We start from the raw sequence: 17,035 nt of genomic DNA, 5'->3' as shown, positions 1-17,035 counted from the left end.
AGCGGCCGGGGGCCATCGCCCGGCCGCCGCGGTCCCTCGCGAAGCGTGCCAGAACCGGCTGATCGGCCTTCGGCCTCGTCCTCAATCGCCGGACGGGCTCGATCCTGCGCACCGCCCGCTCGTACACCAGGGACATGACCGCCTCCGCCATACGGTGGAGGCGGTTCGACTCATGTGGTGACGATCTCCGCGCGGCCGCGCGGAAAGCTCATGGGCATGACGACAACCGCAGTCCCCGTACCCCGCTGGGCCGAGCGCGTGGCCCATCTGATCCCGCTCGTCCTGCTCCCCCAGTGCGTCTGGCGGCTGCCCTTCGCCTTCGGGTTCGACATGGGCTCGGGCACCGGCTCGATCGGCAGCCTGTGGATCTCCGTGCCGTACGTCTTCACGCTGAGCCTGCTCACCGAGGCCCTCGCCCTGCTCTCCTTCGGCCTGGTGCGCGGCTGGGGAGAGGTGGCGCCCGCGTGGGTGCCGGTGGTCGGCGGACGGCGCCTGCACCCCGCCGTCGCCCTGGTCCCCGCGACCCTCGGGGGTCTCGGCGCGACCGTCCTCTTCGGGCCGTTCACACTCGGCGCCCTCGGGGTGCCCGGCTTCGCCTTCACGGGGTTCGACAACGGCGCCTGGGAGCTGCTGTTCCGGATCTGCGTCCTGCCCGTCGGTCTGTGGGGGCCGCTGGTCCTGGCGCTCACCGTCCACTACGCCGTACGCCGCCGGGCGGCGACCCCTTCCGTGAACACGTCCACGGCGAACGCGAACCGCGTGTCGGCGCCGACCGGGTCCAGGTGAGCAGGACACCATCGGCCTGCGGGTGAAAGCCTCGGACATCACCCGGCACTCCTGCCGACGTCAGCTCCGGCCAACGAACGACGGGCGTTATCCAGGAGTTCCTTATAGGTGAGGACCTCCACACGACTCAGGTGGGCGTTGAACGTCCGCAGCGCTTCGTTGAGCTCCTCTTCGGGAGCCTCCGGCTGGACAGCAGGGTGGCCGATGAGCACCAGAGCACTTGCCCTGCGTGTTTCGATCCCCAGGTGTTCACGGATATGGGTGCGGTGCTCGTCCAGCCCGACGAGGTAGTTGACGGCCTGCCCCACGGCCTCGTGCACCGACGCGGCGGGCACCCAGGCCTCGCGGTGCCGCTTGACCAGAGGCCCCTTGAGTCCCATGGCGCGCTTCAACTCGACGACGTGCAAGGCACCGTCGCCACGGATCAGAGGTATGTCCACCTCATCGCCGGGGACGAGCCTGCGTTGGGCCGCCTCGCCGACGAACCGGCCGCCGAAGATCCAGTGCTGCCCCTCCAGCGCCTGCTGCAACTCTCGCTCCAGGGCCCCCGGGTCCTCAATGACGCGGCGCAGTTCGTCGAGGCCGGCCGCGCGTCGGCGCAACTCGGCGGCCTGGAGCACCAGGTGCCCCTGCTCGTCGGCCGCGAGGAGCGCAAGCGCCTCCGGAGAAGAGGCGATCTTGCGTGCCGCTTCTGCCGGGGCCTCGATGTCGATGCGACCACTCCGCAGGATGCGCTCCAGCCACAAGGCAGTCTCGGCCCTGCCACGAGGAATGACGTACCGGCCGGGGCGGTCCGCAGGCGCCTCCAGGAACCAGGCGTCCTCGCCCTCGGCGCGAAAATGCTCCAGGACTTCCGCCGCGGTGGCCTCAGGGTGCGCCTCCAGATACTTCCCCCCGGTGGAGACCATCCATTGATGCGTCGCCCACATGGTGCGCCCCAGGTAGTCGCGGTTGATCTCATCCCGAGCGCCGTCCTGGAAGAGTCGGTACCGCTCCTCGAAGTCATGACGCAGGATGCGGCCTTCCGCGTAGGCGACCGAGTCGTGGAGCTGACGGACGATCTCCCACTCCTCCGCACAGGCGGCCTTCGACCGCGCCTCGGCCAGCAGACGTACCAGTTCCTTACCCCCGCGGCGCTTGTTGCTCCGGCCGCTGTGCATGTGGGTGATGACCGCGTCCACGGCCTGCCGTACCCCGTCGTCGGCGCACTCCTTGCTGACGTCGCGCAGCTGCCACTCAAGTGTCATGTCGACTCGTGTTGCCATGCGGGGCATTGTGCGGGAAGGGTCTGACAACACCCGGCGCGACGTCAGGGGACACCGAAAGGGCGGCCCTGGACGGACCGCCCCATGGTGTCCGGCGCCGTCAGGCCTTGAACGCCTTGATCGCGCTCGGGACGTGCCACGGCTCGGTGGCGACCTCCTCGAACTCGGTCACGTCGCTGATGTCGGCCGTGCGGCTCATCGAGATGTTCGTGATCCGCTCCAGGATCGCCTCCACGACCACCGGCACGCGGAACTCCTGGGCCAGCTTCTTGGCCTGCTTGAAGGCCGCGCCGAGCTCGTTCGGGTCGGTCACCCGGATCGCCTTGCAGCCGAGGCCCTCGGCGACCTTGACGTGGTCGACGCCGTAGACGCCGAGCTCCGGCGAGTTGACGTTCTCGAACTCCAGGTTGACCTGGAAGTTGATGTCCAGACCCAGCTGGGCCTGGCGGATCAGGCCCAGATAGGAGTTGTTCACGAGGACGTGGACGTACGGAACGCGGTGCTGGGCGCCGACCGCCAGCTCCTCGATGAGGAACTGGAAGTCGTAGTCGCCGGAGAGCGCGACCACCTGGCCCTCCGGGTCCGCCTTCGCGACGCCGAGCGCGGCGGGGATGGTCCAGCCGAGCGGGCCCGCCTGGCCGCAGTTGATCCAGTGCCGCGGCTTGTAGACGTGCAGCATCTGGGCGCCCGCGATCTGCGAGAGGCCGATCGTGGAGACGTACCGCGTCTCGGGGCCGAAGGCCTTGTTCATCTCCTCGTACACGCGCTGCGGCTTGATCGGGACGTCGTCGAAGTGGGTGCGGCGCAGGAGCGTGGCCTTGCGCTCCTGTCCCGCCGCGATCCAGTCGCTGCGGTCGGGCAGCTTCCCCGCCGCCTTCAGCTCGCGCGCGACCTCGACGAAGAGCGTGAGGGCGGCCCCGGCGTCGGACGCGATGCCGTAGTCGGGGGCGAAGATCTTGCCGATCTGGGTGGGCTCGATGTCGACGTGCACGAACTTCCGGCCCTCGCGGTACACGTCCAGCTTGTAGCCGGTGTGGCGGTTGGCCCAGCGGTTGCCGATGCCGAGGACGAAGTCCGACTCCAGGAAGGTGGCGTTGCCGTAGCGGTGGGACGTCTGCAGGCCCACCATGCCCGCGTTCAGCTCGTGGTCGTCGGGGATGGCGCCCCAGCCCATGAGGGTGGGGATCACCGGAGTGCCCGTCAGCTCGGCGAACTCCACCAGGAGGTCGGAGGCGTCGGCGTTGATGACGCCGCCGCCCGCGACGATCAGCGGCCGCTCCGACGCGAGCAGGAAGCCGATGGCCTTCTCGATCTGGGCGCGGGTCGCCGCGGGCTTGTAGACCGGCAGCGGCGCGTACGTCTCCGGGTCGAACTCGATCTCGGTGAGCTGGACGTCGATGGGCAGGTCGATCAGGACGGGCCCGGGCCTTCCCGAGCGCATCAGGTGGAAGGCCTGCTGGAAGACGCCGGGGACCTGGGCCGCCTCCAGGACCGTCACGGCCATCTTCGTCACCGGCTTGGCGATCGAGGCGATGTCGACGGCCTGGAAGTCCTCCTTGTGGATCACGTGCGTGGGCGCCTGGCCCGTGATGCACAGGATCGGGATCGAGTCACCGATCGCCGAGTACAGGCCGGTGATCATGTCGGTGCCCGCCGGGCCCGACGTGCCGATGCAGACGCCGATGTTGCCCGGCTTCGCGCGGGTGTAGCCCTCGGCCATGTGCGAGGCGCCCTCCACGTGGCGGGCGAGCGTGTGGTCGATGCCACCGCCCTCCTGCAGCGCCTTGTAGAAGGGGTTGATCGCGGCACCCGGCACACCGAACGCGTTGGTGACGCCCTCGCACTTGAGGATCTCAACTGCCGCGCGGGCGGCGGTCATACGAGCCATTGAGTTCTCCTGCTCCAGCTGGCGAATTCGGGCTCCCGTCGCGCCCCGCGGTGAGCTGTGAATTCCGGTCCTGCGGTTGGCTGGCCTCGCGGCCGTGAGCTGTACTTTCACATTGCGGAATTGAGTTTCTGTTATGTGGAAGCAATGTAGGGCGGGGCGGCGGGGTCGTCAAGGGAGTCCCGGCCGGGGAGCGGGACGGGAGGGGCGCGACCGGCGGCACGACGCGCCCGGGAGCACTCCCGAAGCTCGAAATCGCGTATCGGGGTAGTTGCGTTCCGTAAGACCATGGGCCCAGGCTTGTCCGGCGATGCGTCACGGGTGACGAGGGGGAGGCGGTGAGGGAGATGACCACGGGCGGGGTCCCGGTGCGCTGCCCGGTGTGCCGTCACGAGCAGGCCTACGCTCCCCCCGCGTTCCCCTGCTCCTGCGGCGCGCCCGTCGTCCCGCCGGTCGCGTACGGCGCCGCCGCCACCCCCGTCACCGAGCGGAGCTGGGCCGACGACTGGGTGACGGTGCGGTGCGGGTCCTGCGGGCGCGAGGCGGACTGGCCCCAGCCGGAGGTCGGCTGCGCGTGCGGGGCGGTGCTGCGGATCCCGGTCCTCACGGAGGCCGTCTCGGCGCCGGGGCCCGACCTCGCCGCACCCCAGCCGCCGCCCGCGACGGCGCCGGCGCCCCGGCCCGCGTTCCGGCCCGTCCCGGTGCGCAGCGCGCGCGACGCCGTGACCACGGCCGCGCTGTATCTGCGCTGGCTGGGCTACGCGGACGTACGGGACGCCGAGGCCGGGCCCGAGAGCCGCGCGCCGTCGGGCGCGCGGCTCACCGCGCGGGGCGTCCTCGCCCACGTCGAGCCCTCGGCGCGGCCCGCCTCCCTGCGCGACCTGGAGTGCGCGTGGCTCACCGCGCTCACCCACGAGGTCACGTGCGTGTGCTTCGCCCTGTCCGACTTCACGCCCGAGGCCTGCGAGCGCGCCGCGGAGCTCGGCGTACCGCTGTTCCGCATCGAGCTGGACGGGGTGCCCGCGGCGCTGAACGGGGCGGCGGACGAGCTGGCCGCCCGCGGGGCGTAGGCCCTTCCAAGGCAGGGGGCACGGGGGTTTCGCCCTGCGGGCTCGTCCTCAAACGCCGGACGGGCTGCGATTTTCGCCCCCGGTCCGTTCCTCGGTTTCCGACCGTTCCTCAGTTTCCGAAGCGTTCGCGCAGTTCCACCTTGCGCACCTTCCCGGACACCGTCATCGGAAAGGCGTCCAGGACCCGGAGGCCCGCGGGGACCTTGAAGTGGGCGAGGCGGCCCTCGCAGAAGGCCCGTACCTCGTCGAGGGTCAGGGTGTCCACGCCCTCGTGGAGGATCACGCACGCCAGCGGCACCTCCCCGTACCGCTCGTCCGGCACGCCCACCACCTGGACGTCCGCGATCTTCGGGTGGGCGTACAGGAACTCCTCGATCTCGCGCGGGTAGATGTTCTCGCCACCACGGATGATCATGTCCTTGATGCGGCCCACGATCCGGACGTACCCGTCGTCCCGCATGACCGCGAGGTCGCCCGTGTGCATCCAGCGCCCGGAGTCGATGACGTCGGCGGTGCGCTCGGGTTCGCGCCAGTAGCCGAGCATCACGCTGTAGCCCCGGGTGCACAGCTCGCCCGAGCTGCCGCGCGGCAGCGTGACGCCGGTGGCGGGGTCGACGACCTTGACCTCGATGTGCGGAAGCACCCGGCCGACGGTGGCGGTGCGGCGCTCCAGGTCGTCGTCCATGCGGGTCTGCGTGGACACGGGCGAGGTCTCGGTCATGCCGTAGCAGATGGAGACCTGCTCCATGTGCATCTCGGCGACGACCCGCTTCATGACCTCGACGGGGCACGGCGACCCGGCCATGATCCCGGTCCTGAGCGACGACAGGTCGTACGCGGCGAAGTCGGCGAGGTTCAGCTCCGCGATGAACATCGTCGGCACGCCGTACAGGGACGTGCACCGCTCGCGTTCGACGGCGCGCAGGGTGGCGACGGGGTCGAAGGACGGCGCGGGGATGACGACGCACGCCCCGTGCGAGGTGGCCGCGAGATTGCCCATGACCATGCCGAAGCAGTGGTAGAAGGGCACCGGCACGCAGATGCGGTCCTGTTCGCTGTAGCCGATGGTGCGGCCCACCCAGTACCCGTTGTTGAGGATGTTGTGGTGGGAGAGGGTGGCCCCCTTGGGGAAGCCGGTGGTGCCCGACGTGTACTGGATGTTCACCGGGTCGTCGCAGGTCAACTCCGCCTCGCGGGCGGCGAGTTGGGCGGGCGTGACGGTGTCGGCGGCGGCGAGCAGCGCGTCCCACGAGCCGTCCGCGACGTAGACGACCCGGCGCAGGTCAGGACACTCGTCCCGGACCTGCTCGACCATCGCGCGGTAGTCGCTGCTCTTGTGGGTCTGCGTGGCGACGAGCAGACCGATGCCCGCCTGCCGCAGGACGTACGACAGCTCGTGCGAGCGGTAGGCCGGGTTGATGTTCACCATGATCGCGCCGACGCGCGCGCTCGCGTACTGGACGAGGACCCACTCGGCGCAGTTCACGGCCCAGATCCCGACCCGGTCGCCCCGGTCGACACCGGCTCCCATCAGGGCGCGCGCCAGGCGCTCGACGGCCGCGCCGAACTCGGCGTACGTCCAGCGCGCGCCGGACGGCACGTCGACCAGGGCCTCGCGCTCCGGCCAGGCGGCGACGGCCCGGTCGAGGTTCTGCCCGATGGTGTCGCCGAGCAGCGGCACGGAGCCGGTGCCGTGCGCGTACGACAACTCGTGTGCGAGCGGCGGCTCGTGCGCGTACGACAGCTCGTGCGCGGGCGGCGGCCCGTCGGCTCCCCCGGCGCCGCGCGGAGGGGCGGCGCTCACCGGAAGTCCTCCTCGCGGTACTCGGCGTCGGACCCCTTCGCCGTGGCCTCGCGCAGCTCGATGCGGCGGATCTTGCCGGACACCGTCTTGGGCAGCGCGCCGAACTCCAGGCGGCGCAGGCGCTTGTAGGGCGCGAGGACCGCGCGCGAGTGCTCGAAGAGCACCTTGGCGGTGTCGGGCCCCGGCGCGTAGCCCTCGGCGAGCACCACGTACGCCTTCGGCACGGCGAGGCGCACCGGGTCGGGCGCGGGCACGACGGCGGCCTCCGCGACCGCGTCGTGTTCGAGCAGCGCGCTCTCCAGCTCGAAGGGCGAGATCTTGTAGTCGGACGCCTTGAAGACGTCGTCGGAGCGGCCCACGTACGTCAGATAGCCGTCGGCGTCGCGCGCGCCGATGTCCCCGGTGCGGTAGAAGCCGCCCGCCATGGCCTCCGCGGTGCGCTCCGGGTCGCCGTGGTAGCCCGCCATCAGGCCCACGGGCGCGGCGGACAGGTCGAGCGCGACCTCGCCCTCCTCGGCTCCCGGCTCGCCGGTCACCGCGTCGAGCAGCACGACGCGGAAGCCGGGCGTGGGCCGCCCCATGGAGCCGGGCTTGAGCGGCTGACCGGGCGTGTTGGCGACCTGGACGGCGGTCTCCGTCTGGCCGAAGCCGTCGCGGATGGTCACCCCCCAGTCGCTCCGCACCCGCTCGATGACCTCGGGGTTCAGCGGCTCGCCCGCGGCGACGACCTCGCGCGGCGGGGTCTTCAGCTGGGTCAGGTCGGCCTGGATGAGCATCCGCCACACGGTGGGCGGGGCGCAGAAGCTGGTGACGCCCGCGCGGTCCATCTCGCGCATCAGGCGGCCGGCGTCGAAGCGCGTGTAGTTGTGGATGAAGACGGTCGCCTCCGCGTTCCACGGCGCGAACAGGTTCGACCAGGCGTGCTTGGCCCAGCCGGGCGAGGAGATGTTCAGGTGGACGTCGCCGGGCTTGAGCCCGATCCAGTACATCGTCGCCAAGTGCCCGACGGGGTACGACACATGGGTGTGCTCGACCAGCTTGGGCCGGGCGGTGGTGCCGGAGGTGAAGTAGAGCATCAGCGGGTCGGTGGCGAGGGTGACGCCGTCGGGCGCGAAGTCGTCCGGTGCGGTGTCGACGCCGTCGTACGAGATCCAGCCGGGCGCGCCGGACGACCCCGCGGCCGGGTCGCCGACCACGATCCGGGTGTAGTCCCCGGGCACGTCCGCGAACTTGGCGGTGTCCTCGGCGCGCACCACCACGTGCCGGGCCCGGCCGCGCTCGATCCGGTCGCGCAGGTCCGCCGCGCCGAGCAGCGGCGTCGCCGGGATGACCACGGCGCGCAGCTTCATGGCGGCGAGCGCGACCTCCCACAGCTCGGTCTGGTTGCCGAGCATCACGACGATGCGGTCCCCGGCCGCGACGCCGAGCCCGCGCAGCCAGTTCGCGGCCCGCGCGGAGCGCCGCGCGAGCTCGGCGAAGGTCAGCCGGGCCTCGGAACCGTCCTCCTCGACGATGTGCAGGGCCGTGCGGTCGTTGCCTTCGGCGATGGCGTCGAACCAGTCGAGCGCCCAGTTGAACCGCTCCGGGCGCGGCCACGCGAAGCCCTCGTACGCGGCCGCGTAGTCCTCGCGGTGGCGCAGCAGAAAGTCCCGTGCGGCCCGGAACGCCTCCGTGCCGCCCCCTGTCTCCGTCACCGTCATCGGCATGCTCCGCTCTCCCTGGGTCTCCGCTGTCCACACGACCGGTCGCGCGGCCGTTCCCCGGCCCGCTCCGCATCCGTACCATCGTGGAGTCCGTGATGTGGGTCTCACTACCCCCGGACGGGGGTGCGGTGCGGTGAAAGGGCGGGCGCGTGACGGCTGCGGGCGCGGGTGAGGCGGGGTACGTACGGGCCGCGCTGGTGCGGCTTCGGCGCACCACGGGGCTTCCGGTGGCGTTCGGCGGGCTGACCGACGCGCAGCCCCATGCCGCCCCGCAGCTGCGGATCGCCGAGCTCAGCGGCACCGGTACGCACGTCCTGCGCGGCCTCGGCATCCGCCTGGGCAACGGCCTCGGCGGCAAGGCCCTGGCCCTGGCCCGGCCGTGCGCCGTCACCGACTACAGCTCCTCGCGGCACATCAGCCACGAGTACGACGCCGCGGTGGAGGCGGAGGGCCTGCGCTCGGTGCTCGCGGTGCCGGTCGTGGTGCGCCGCCGGGTGCGCGGCCTGCTGTACGGCGCCCTGCGCACCGCGCAGCCGCTGGGGGACCGCACGCTGGCCGCGGCCGTCGCCGCCGCGCGCGACGTCGAGCAGGGCCTCGTCGTGCGCGAGGAGGCCCGCGCCCTGGTAGCGGCGGCGCGGGACACGGCGGCGGCCGGTCCCGGGCCCGCCGCCTGGGAGCGCGTACGGGAGGCGCACGGCGCCCTGCGCGCGCTCGCCGCGCGCACGGCCGACCCCGCCCTGCGCCGCGACCTCCTCGCCGTCTGCGCCACGCTGACCGCCGCGGGCGACTCCCCCGCGGTCGCCCTGACCCCGCGCGAACTCGACGTCCTCACCTGCGTGGCCCTGGGCACCACGAACGCCGCGGCCGCGGAGCGGCTCGGCCTGCGCCCCGAGACGGTGAAGGCCTATCTGCGCTCGGCGATGCGCAAGCTGGGGGTGCACACGCGGTGGGAGGCGGTGGTGGCGGCGCGGCGGGCGGGGGTGTTGCCGTAGCGCCACCGAGCTGCGCAGCGCGGCACCTTGCGCACGGCACCGCGCCACGCCGAGTGGGGGCCAAGGGGCGAAGCCCCGGGCCTACTTGTCAGCGGTCAGCACACCCGCGGCCCCCCAGCTCTCGGCCCCGTACTCCTCGATCCACACGGTGACGGTCTCCGCCGGAATCGCGTACGCGTCCACGAACGCGTCCGTGATCCGCCGCACCAGCTCCCGCTTGAGCTCGACGTCCCGGGGACCCTGCTGAACGGTGACGGTGGGCATGCTGAACTCCCTTGTCGAAGGCCGGGCTTACCGGCACGGGTGACGGCCGAAGTGACCGGCACGGGTGACGGCCGGAGTGACCGGCACGGCTGATGGTCCGAGGCGCCGGATCGCCCGATCCGGTTCCTCCGTGTCCCCTGCGGGACGACATCAGTTCAGCCCACCCGCGCGCCGCGACCAAGAAGCAGCCGACGATCGCGGCGATCACGAACCGAGATCGTCAGCGGCGGCGGCGCACGCCGCCAGGAACCCGTCGAGCGGAGCACCGGCGTCCGGCGCCCCGTCCCTGACCACGAGCCCCGTCTCCAGGGCGAGCTCCGCCGCGAACGGCACGAACGCCACCCGGGTGCTGCGCAGCAGCCGCGCGTGCGAGGCGTACACGACGGTCCACAGCGGCGCGGCCCCCGCGCCGATCGTCGCGAGGGTGTCCTGGAGCGAGCCGCCGACCGGCCCGCGCACCGGCGTGAACCCGGCCGCGTGACAGGCGCCGACGACGAGGTCGACCAGGGCCGGGTTGGCGCGGCGCGCGGTGAGCGCGAGGGGCACGTCCGCGAGGTCGGCGAGGGCCGCGTCGGGGCGCTCGGCCACCGGGTGCCCCGCCGGTACGACCGCCACCAGGGGGTCCCGCCACAGCGGCACGATCCGTACCCCGGGCGCGGGCTCGGCGGCCCGTACGAAGGCCGCGTCGAGGCGCCCGTCCGCGACCCGCGCGAGCCGCTCCCCGGCGTTGACCGACACGAGCTCCACCGGGGCCCCGGGCGCCCGCTCGGCGAAGTGGGCGAGCACGCGGTCGAGGTGCTCGCCGAGCCCCGTACAGGTACCGAGGCGCAGGCCGCGCGGGCGGGCGCCGACCGCGGCCCGAGCCCGTTCGGCGGCGGCGATGACGGCCCGCGCCTCGGGCAGCAGCCGCTCCCCCGCGGCGGTGAGCCGCACCTGGCGCGGCGAGCGGTCGAAGAGCTCGGCGCCGAGCTCCCGCTCCAGGCGCCGCACTTGCTGGCTCACCGCCGACTGCACGATGTGCAGCCGCTCCGCGGCCCGCCCGAAGTGCAGCTCCTCGGCGACCGTCACGAAATAGCCGAGCTGCCGCAGTTCCATGCCTCGAACCCTACGCAGCGGGTCCGCCCGCCCCGGCCGCGGGTTCAGCCGTCGATCACGGCCCCGAACCGCACGTCGTACGAGGAGGCGCCCGGGGCCAGCACGCGCGCCGTCCGGACCGCCTCGTCCTCGACGTCCGCGCGCTGCGTCTCGGTCAGCGTCCCGAACGCCTCGACGACGACGGCGACGGTATCGCTGTCCGTCTCGTCCAGGCGCCACACGCCCGCGAGGAAGCCGTCCACCAGGAAGGCGCAGAAGGCCTGGTTGGACTTCCAGGTGCGGGCCTTGTACTCGGCGGGGACGACGCGGGAACGGTCGGCGTGGGACAGCAGGAGGTTGTCGAACTCGGGCAGGAAGCGCGGGGGCGCCGGGGTCTCCGGGTCGGGCCGGGGCGCGTCCGGCAGGTCGAAGAGCTCGACGCCGTTCTCGTCGCGGAACGTGCGCAGCCGAGGCCGCAGCCGCTCGAAGGCGTCCCGCAGCCGCGTCACCCCGGCCCAGGCCTGCATGTCCTGGACGGAAGCGGGCCCGAAGGCGGCGAGGTAGCGCTCCACGACGGCGTCGGGCGCGGGCGCCGCCACGAGCGGGCGCCCCAGCCAGTGCTCGGCCGTGGTGAGCGCGACCCGGCCGCTGCGCCGCCACAGGCCGCGCGGGGTGACCTGGACCAGCGGGAGGCGGGCGCGGGCGGCGATGCCGAGCGACTGCGGGTCGGCGTCCGGCCAGTGGCGGGCCAGCTCGGCGCGGAGCTGGGCGGGGGTGCGGGGCTCGTCCTCGACGTACGCGCGGGCGACGGCGGCGAGCCGGTCCAGGTCGACGCCGCCGAGGCCCTTGCGGAACGCCCGCAGCTCGCGGTCGATGGCGGCCTGGGTCAGCGGGCGCAGCGTGAGCAGGTCGTCGGCGGTGAGGGTGTGCACGGTGGAGCGCATGGTGACGGCCCGTACGGCCGCGCGGCCGCTCATCAGGTCCGAGAGCTCCTCGGGGACGAAGCCGTCGAGGCGGGCGGCGAGGGCGTAGTACGGGGGCTTCACGTTCTGCGCCTGGAGGCCCACGAGGTGGGTGAGCGCGGCCGCGGCGGACATCCGCGTCCGGCGCAGCAGGAGCTGCCGGTCGAGGGTGGCGCGGTTCAGCGCGTGGCGGCTCAGCACCGGGGCCGACGGGGTCTTCGTCATGCCCGCACGCTAACGCGCCTTGCGGACAGATACCGTCCGCAAGCCCTCCGGGGGCGGCGGCGCACCGGCGTCACACTCGCGTCATCTGCCGCATATATCCTGCTCAGGGCCGTCGAGGCACAGGACACAGAGACGGAACCGGCAGACACCAGACAGCGAACAGCCGACCCGGCGAGCCAGCAGAAGGACCGGCGACCAGAGAACGAGAACCGGCCCGGCAAGCAGACAGACGGACCGGCGACAGGAAGGGCCACCGGTGACCCCGGAGCGACGAGCACACAGCCCACGTCCACAGTCGACGCGCAAGCACTCCTGGCGGCGCGCCGCGGAGCGCCGCACGCCCGAGGGATCAGCGACCCCGACCCCGTCGGCCGCCGAACCGCCCCGCCGCCGCCCCCAGCGCCGCACCGCGCCGCAGGCGCCGAGCGTGGTGCAGGCGGCCCTCTACCGGGACGGCATCCGCGTGTCGTCGCCCACGACGCTCGCCGAGACGTACCGCGAGCTGCGCACCCGCCCCGACGGCATGGCGTGGATCGGCCTCGCCCGCCCCACGGAGGCGGAACTCCTCTCCCTGGCCGCCGAGTTCGACCTGCACGAACTGGCCGTCGAGGACGCGATGGAGGCCCACCAGCGCCCCAAGCTGGAGCGGTACGGGGACACGCTCTTCGTCGTCCTTCGCGCCGCCCGCTACCTCGACGCGCCCGAGGAGGTCGACTTCGGCGAGCTGCACGTCTTCGTCGGCCCCGACTTCGTCATCACCGTCCGGCACGGCGCGGCCCCCGACCTCTCGGCGGTGCGCCACCGCATGGAGGACGACCCCGAACTCCTGCGCCTGGGCCCGGAGGCGGTCCTGTACGCCATCCTGGACGCGGTGGTGGACGGCTACGCACCCGTCGTGGCGGGCGTCCAGAACGACATCGACGAAATCGAGACCGAGGTCTTCAGCGGCGCCCCCGAAGTCTCCCGCCGCATCTACGAACTCGCCCGCGAAATGGTCGAGTTCCAACGCGCGACCCGCCCCCTGGTCGGCATGCTGCACGCCCTCATGGCCGGCTTCGCCAAGTACGGCACCGACGAGGAACTCCAGCGCTACCTCCGCGACGTAGCCGACCACGTCACCCACACCAGCGAACGCGTCGACGGCTTCCGCCAGGCCCTCGCAGACATCCTCACGGTCAACGCGACCCTGGTCACCCAACAAGAGCTGGGGTGGGGGCTCGGGTATCCGTTCGCGATCCTGCTGATGGCGGTGGTTTGTGTGAGCTTGTACTTCATCTTCAAGCGGCGGGATTGGCTGTAGTAGCGGACTCTAAGCCGTTGATCAACTTCGCGTACGCGAAGGATCGTTAGGTTCACTCCTGACCCCCTGGGGAGAATCTGGGGAGAATGCGCTGCGGTGGGGAGTGCGCAATCGCCTCCCCCACCTGCTGCTCCACACCTGTCGAGAGCCTCGGCTCCAGCCGAGCACTTGCCATTGACCGTTACCGAGAGTGGCTGGCGAGACGTTCGACATCGGACGAAAACCCGTTGCTTGCCGGTCGCCATCCTGGTGCGATGCAGGGGTTTCGATGGCGGGAGGGGACAGCTTGGCAGTGTGCGGGTTGCGGTGCGGTGCTGACGGCGGCGGCGTCGGAGGTGGCATTGCCGGTCCACCTGCGCGACACCCACTGGGAGAGGTCGCACCCGCCCCTCCTGAAGGCAGGGACGTATGCCGTCGACCCCAAGCCGTACGGTCCGCCCTGGCGGACGTGGGAGGAGTTCGGGCGCAGGCGTCGGCAGCGCGAGGAGTCTTCGCCCCGTCCGGCAACCTGTCCGACGGACCGTCGGACACCGTCCTCCTCGCACCCGGCGACATGCGCGGCACCAGACTCATCCTCGAACGGGCCGCGGGCTACTGCATGGGCATCGACGGGCGGGACGGGCCGAACCTTGCCTGCGCGGGCTGCGATCTGCTGATCGGAACGAGGATGGACGATTGCGGGTGCTGACAGTTCGTCCGACTCCTCCCGCAGGCGATCGTGCGGCTGCCCGGACCGACGGAGCGGCCCGTCATGGACTGGCTGGAGCTGCTGGCCAACGGCGCACTGTGGCAAGAGCTCGGCGAGTACCGGGACATCCCGGCGGGCGTGGCCCTCGCCCACGTCGTGGTGACCGCCAGGGGCCGACCAGTGGAGGTGGTGCCCGGGTCTGTCGCCGAGCTCTTCAGCCTGGTCCTCGCCGAGCTATTACCTACGGGGGAAGCCACGAAGCGGCTGGACCTGGCGGGACCGGGGCTCAGTGCGCCAGCCGCCGAGCTGGTGCTGGTGCCGGTACATCCGCAGACCGGCGAGATGTGGCAGCCGAGCGGCGGCGCCGTGGTCGTGCCCCTCGATGCCACGCTCTGGGCCGAGTTGGTCTTCCCGCCCCATCGCACGCGCCTGCCGACGGTCGGCGGACTGCCAACGGGCGTGGAGCGGGATGATCCGCTGCCGACACACCCGTGGTTGCCATTCCGGCCGTCTGGCGATGCCTTCCGGTACACGCTGGCGCGGATGCCCGCCGTCCTGGAACCGTGGCTACGGGAGATCTACGACCGCGGGTATTGACCCGGCAGCATTGGATCCTCATAGAGGTGGCCAATGAACAGTCACGTTCGAACGAACCAATTCGCGGGTCACTGCGCCCGGTGCAGCGCGGAGGTCGTGGCCGAGGCCGGCGTACTGCTCCGCAGCGCATGGGGCGGCTGGGTGGTCTATCACCCAGCACACGCGCCGGCACCCGATCCGGACGGCACCACGTCGGACCCCTCTGCGATGCGGCCCAACCGGAGGGACGGGGAGTGCGAGGTCTGCGGCTCGATCGTTCCAGCAGGGCTCGGTGTGCTCGTGGACACCGCCTTCGGCGGATGGGACGTGTACCACCGCGAACACGCCCGCGAGCCCGCACCGCCACGCCGCCGTCGCCACCCGGGTTGGCACCGACGTCGCCTCATGGCCCTGGACATCGCGACCACGGGAAACCGATACAACGTCGACCGGATCCTCGGTGCCGCGCTGCGCACCAGCGACGGGACGGAGCAAACCTGGCTCATCGATCCTGGCCCTGGCCCGCTGTCTGTCACGCCTCGCAAGAAGCACGGCATCTCGGTGGAGCACGCACGTGCTCGCGGGGAGCCTGCCGCCCAGGCGTTGGAGGAACTGACAACCACGCTCATCGGGCATCTGGTGGCCAAGGAGCCTCTGGTGGTCTGGCACGCCCCGTTCGTGCTGACCTCGTTGGAGACGGAACTCCTCCGGCACGGGCTCACGTCACTGACCGATCGCCTGGCCAACGGCCTGTCACCGATCTGTGATCCACTCGTCCTGGACCGGCACGCCGAACCCTTCCGCTCCGGTCGGCGCTCCCTGGAGGCCGTCACCGAGTGGTACGGCATCCCGCACGAACGCCCCGGTGATCCCTCCTGCGATGCCGAAGCCGCACTCGTCCTCGCACAGGTCGTCGCGGCCTGCCATCCCGCCATCGGACGATTGTCCCGACCTGCGCTCCACCGGGAACAGGCCCACTGGAACGAGCAGTTCGTACAAGAGGCGGAGGCTCGACGCCCCGACAGGAACAGGGACCGTCACTGGCCCCTTGAGACAGTCCAGGTATTGGCCTGGAAGGAACACGATCCCGCCTGACGCGGCGATGGTGGGATCGGCGGTGCCGAGAAATCCAATAGGCCAGTTCACCGCGATGGCGGGGTTGGTCGCGGCACGACGTCGCACGGCCTCAGCGTCATCAGCGAGCAGTGCGTCTTGTGGGCAAGTTGGCGAATCCCGAGCTCGCCCAGGTACAGCAAAACGGGTGGCACAGCGTGCGCTGTGCCACCCGTTCCCCCTCACACGCTCGCGAGGCCCTCTGGTACGTACTCAGGAACCACCCCGAGCAACGCGTCGACGGCCGCCCGTCCCTTGCCGCCAGCCTCCGGCATGAAGTGCGCGTAGTGGTCGAGCGTGATCGTCGGGCTGGAGTGGCCGAGCCAGCGGGCCAAGGTGACGACAGATTCGCCCGCTTCGAGGATGACCGAGGCGAAGGTGTGCCGGAGCACGTGGAAGCCGTCCTTGCGGGACGCCTTCCAGCGCTGCCCCTTCTCCCGCATCGGGATGACCCCGGCCTCGGCGAGGGCGGGCTTCCAGACCTCGTCGTTGAAGATGTTGGCCCGCAGCGCGTTGCCGTACGTCGTCGTCAGGGCGAGCGGGAACGTCCGCTTCTCCCGCTCCGGCTCGGGCCCGCCCCAGGGCAGTTCGACCTCGACGGCCGGGTTCTGAAGGAAGTGCACTGCCAGCTCAGCCGCGACCGACCCAGGCATGTCGACGAAGCGCGTCTTCCCACCCTTGGGCAGGGCGAAGTACAAGCGGCCGTTGAGCAGTTGGACCTGCCTGCGCACGCGGATAACGCCTCGCTGGAAGTCGACGTCCTCCGGTGAGAGGCCGAAGACCTCTCCCTGCCGCAGCCCGCAGCCAAGGGCGACCACGACCGCGATGCGGTACCGCGCTTTGATCGCGTCCCGCATCCGCTGCGCGGTCTCCAGCGGCCATGCCTCCCGCTGGTCCTCCGGCACCTTGGGCCAGCGCACCGACTTGGCGCGCATCGGGTTGCGGACAAGGCGCTTGTCGTCGATGGCCGTCTCGAAGATGTTCGAGAGGGTGGTCAGGATCTGGCGGGCGTAGCGCGGCGCGCATTCGCCTTCGAGCGTGGCGATGTAGCCGCGCAGGACGGTCGCCGAGATGTCCCTCAGACCGACCGCGCCGAGGTGCGGAAGGATGTGGAGGCGGACGCGCTCGTCGACGCGCTTGATCGTGCCCGGGGCGCCCCGTACGCCCTCCTTCCAGAAGCGAGTGACGTAGTCGGCCAGCGTGATGGAGCCATCGCGCGGGTCGACGAAGAGCAATGCTCAGGACTTGTGGATCAGGCTCGGGCGGGACGTGAAGGGCGTACCTTCCCGAGTGATCGACCAAGGTCACTGAGTAGGCCCGCGTTGCTG

Annotated in this window: 15 protein-coding genes; 7 read left to right on the top strand and 8 right to left on the bottom strand. The window is 71.7% G+C overall.

Annotated features, from left to right (window positions below; translation table 11 throughout):
* The first annotated feature begins 216 nt into the window (after positions 1–216).
* The gene (locus tag IG74_RS0100070; RefSeq protein WP_051854429.1) at positions 217–786 is read left to right on the top strand and encodes a hypothetical protein; all 570 of its coding nucleotides are present in this window, start codon (positions 217–219) and stop codon (positions 784–786) included.
* 38 nt (positions 787–824) lie between these two features.
* Here IG74_RS0100070 and IG74_RS0100065 read toward each other — a convergent pair whose 3' ends face one another.
* Both IG74_RS0100065 and gcl read right to left on the bottom strand, forming a co-directional pair.
* Complete coding sequence (locus IG74_RS0100065; RefSeq protein WP_234334165.1) at positions 825–2,051, bottom strand: Shedu anti-phage system protein SduA domain-containing protein; 1,227 nt, start codon at positions 2,049–2,051, stop codon at positions 825–827.
* A 100-nt stretch (positions 2,052–2,151) separates the two neighbouring features.
* On the bottom strand, positions 2,152–3,930 hold the full coding sequence (gene gcl, locus IG74_RS0100060; RefSeq protein ID WP_030667351.1) for a glyoxylate carboligase: 1,779 nt from the start codon (positions 3,928–3,930) through the stop codon (positions 2,152–2,154).
* Between the two features lie 353 nt (positions 3,931–4,283).
* Here gcl and IG74_RS0100055 point away from each other — a divergent pair, with 353 nt between their 5' ends.
* A complete protein-coding gene (locus IG74_RS0100055) occupies positions 4,284–5,006 on the top strand; it encodes a hypothetical protein (protein WP_030667349.1) in 723 nt (240 codons plus the stop codon).
* A 109-nt stretch (positions 5,007–5,115) separates the two neighbouring features.
* On the opposite strand, the gene IG74_RS0100050 is transcribed toward IG74_RS0100055, so the two are convergent.
* A complete protein-coding gene (locus IG74_RS0100050) occupies positions 5,116–6,750 on the bottom strand; it encodes an AMP-binding protein (protein ID WP_037824195.1) in 1,635 nt (544 codons plus the stop codon).
* Positions 6,751–6,806: 56 nt separating this feature from the next.
* On the bottom strand, positions 6,807–8,510 hold the full coding sequence (locus IG74_RS0100045) for an AMP-binding protein (RefSeq protein WP_030667345.1): 1,704 nt from the start codon (positions 8,508–8,510) through the stop codon (positions 6,807–6,809).
* Between the two features lie 152 nt (positions 8,511–8,662).
* Between IG74_RS0100045 and IG74_RS0100040 the strand changes: the two genes are divergently transcribed.
* Complete coding sequence (locus tag IG74_RS0100040; protein WP_030667343.1) at positions 8,663–9,505, top strand: helix-turn-helix transcriptional regulator; 843 nt, start codon at positions 8,663–8,665, stop codon at positions 9,503–9,505.
* Between the two features lie 81 nt (positions 9,506–9,586).
* Here IG74_RS0100040 and dmpI read toward each other — a convergent pair whose 3' ends face one another.
* The 3 genes from dmpI to IG74_RS0100025 form a co-directional block, all read right to left on the bottom strand.
* Positions 9,587–9,769 (bottom strand): 4-oxalocrotonate tautomerase DmpI, encoded by a 183-nt coding sequence (gene dmpI, locus IG74_RS0100035; RefSeq protein WP_030667339.1) that lies wholly within the window; start codon positions 9,767–9,769, stop codon positions 9,587–9,589.
* A gap of 204 nt (positions 9,770–9,973) precedes the next feature.
* Positions 9,974–10,864 carry a LysR family transcriptional regulator gene (locus IG74_RS0100030; protein ID WP_030667336.1) on the bottom strand — a complete coding sequence of 297 codons (891 nt, stop codon included), beginning with the start codon at positions 10,862–10,864 and terminating at the stop codon, positions 9,974–9,976.
* 44 nt (positions 10,865–10,908) lie between these two features.
* On the bottom strand, positions 10,909–12,030 hold the full coding sequence (locus IG74_RS0100025) for a winged helix DNA-binding domain-containing protein (protein WP_030667334.1): 1,122 nt from the start codon (positions 12,028–12,030) through the stop codon (positions 10,909–10,911).
* 256 nt (positions 12,031–12,286) lie between these two features.
* Between IG74_RS0100025 and IG74_RS0100020 the strand changes: the two genes are divergently transcribed.
* The 4 genes from IG74_RS0100020 to IG74_RS0100010 all read left to right on the top strand — a co-directional run bounded on the left by IG74_RS0100020 (position 12,287) and on the right by IG74_RS0100010 (position 15,689).
* Complete coding sequence (locus IG74_RS0100020) at positions 12,287–13,330, top strand: magnesium and cobalt transport protein CorA (protein ID WP_078868466.1); 1,044 nt, start codon at positions 12,287–12,289, stop codon at positions 13,328–13,330.
* A 448-nt stretch (positions 13,331–13,778) separates the two neighbouring features.
* Positions 13,779–14,018, top strand: coding sequence for a hypothetical protein (locus IG74_RS53090; protein ID WP_234334164.1), 240 nt, complete (start codon positions 13,779–13,781; stop codon positions 14,016–14,018).
* Between the two features lie 63 nt (positions 14,019–14,081).
* Positions 14,082–14,615 (top strand): hypothetical protein, encoded by a 534-nt coding sequence (locus IG74_RS53085; RefSeq protein ID WP_234334163.1) that lies wholly within the window; start codon positions 14,082–14,084, stop codon positions 14,613–14,615.
* Positions 14,616–14,999: 384 nt separating this feature from the next.
* Complete coding sequence (locus IG74_RS0100010) at positions 15,000–15,689, top strand: DNA polymerase III subunit epsilon (protein ID WP_051854406.1); 690 nt, start codon at positions 15,000–15,002, stop codon at positions 15,687–15,689.
* A gap of 200 nt (positions 15,690–15,889) precedes the next feature.
* On the opposite strand, the gene IG74_RS0100005 is transcribed toward IG74_RS0100010, so the two are convergent.
* Entirely contained in the window at positions 15,890–16,942 is a 1,053-nt protein-coding gene (locus tag IG74_RS0100005; protein WP_051854405.1) for a tyrosine-type recombinase/integrase, read from the bottom strand.
* Positions 16,943–17,035: the final 93 nt, after the last annotated feature.

Origin of the sequence: Streptomyces sp. NRRL B-1347, from assembly GCF_000720325.1 — a bacterium.
Classification (GTDB): domain Bacteria; phylum Actinomycetota; class Actinomycetes; order Streptomycetales; family Streptomycetaceae; genus Streptomyces.
Note: the sequence above shows the minus strand (reverse complement) of the source record. Positions and strands in the feature narration are given on the sequence as shown.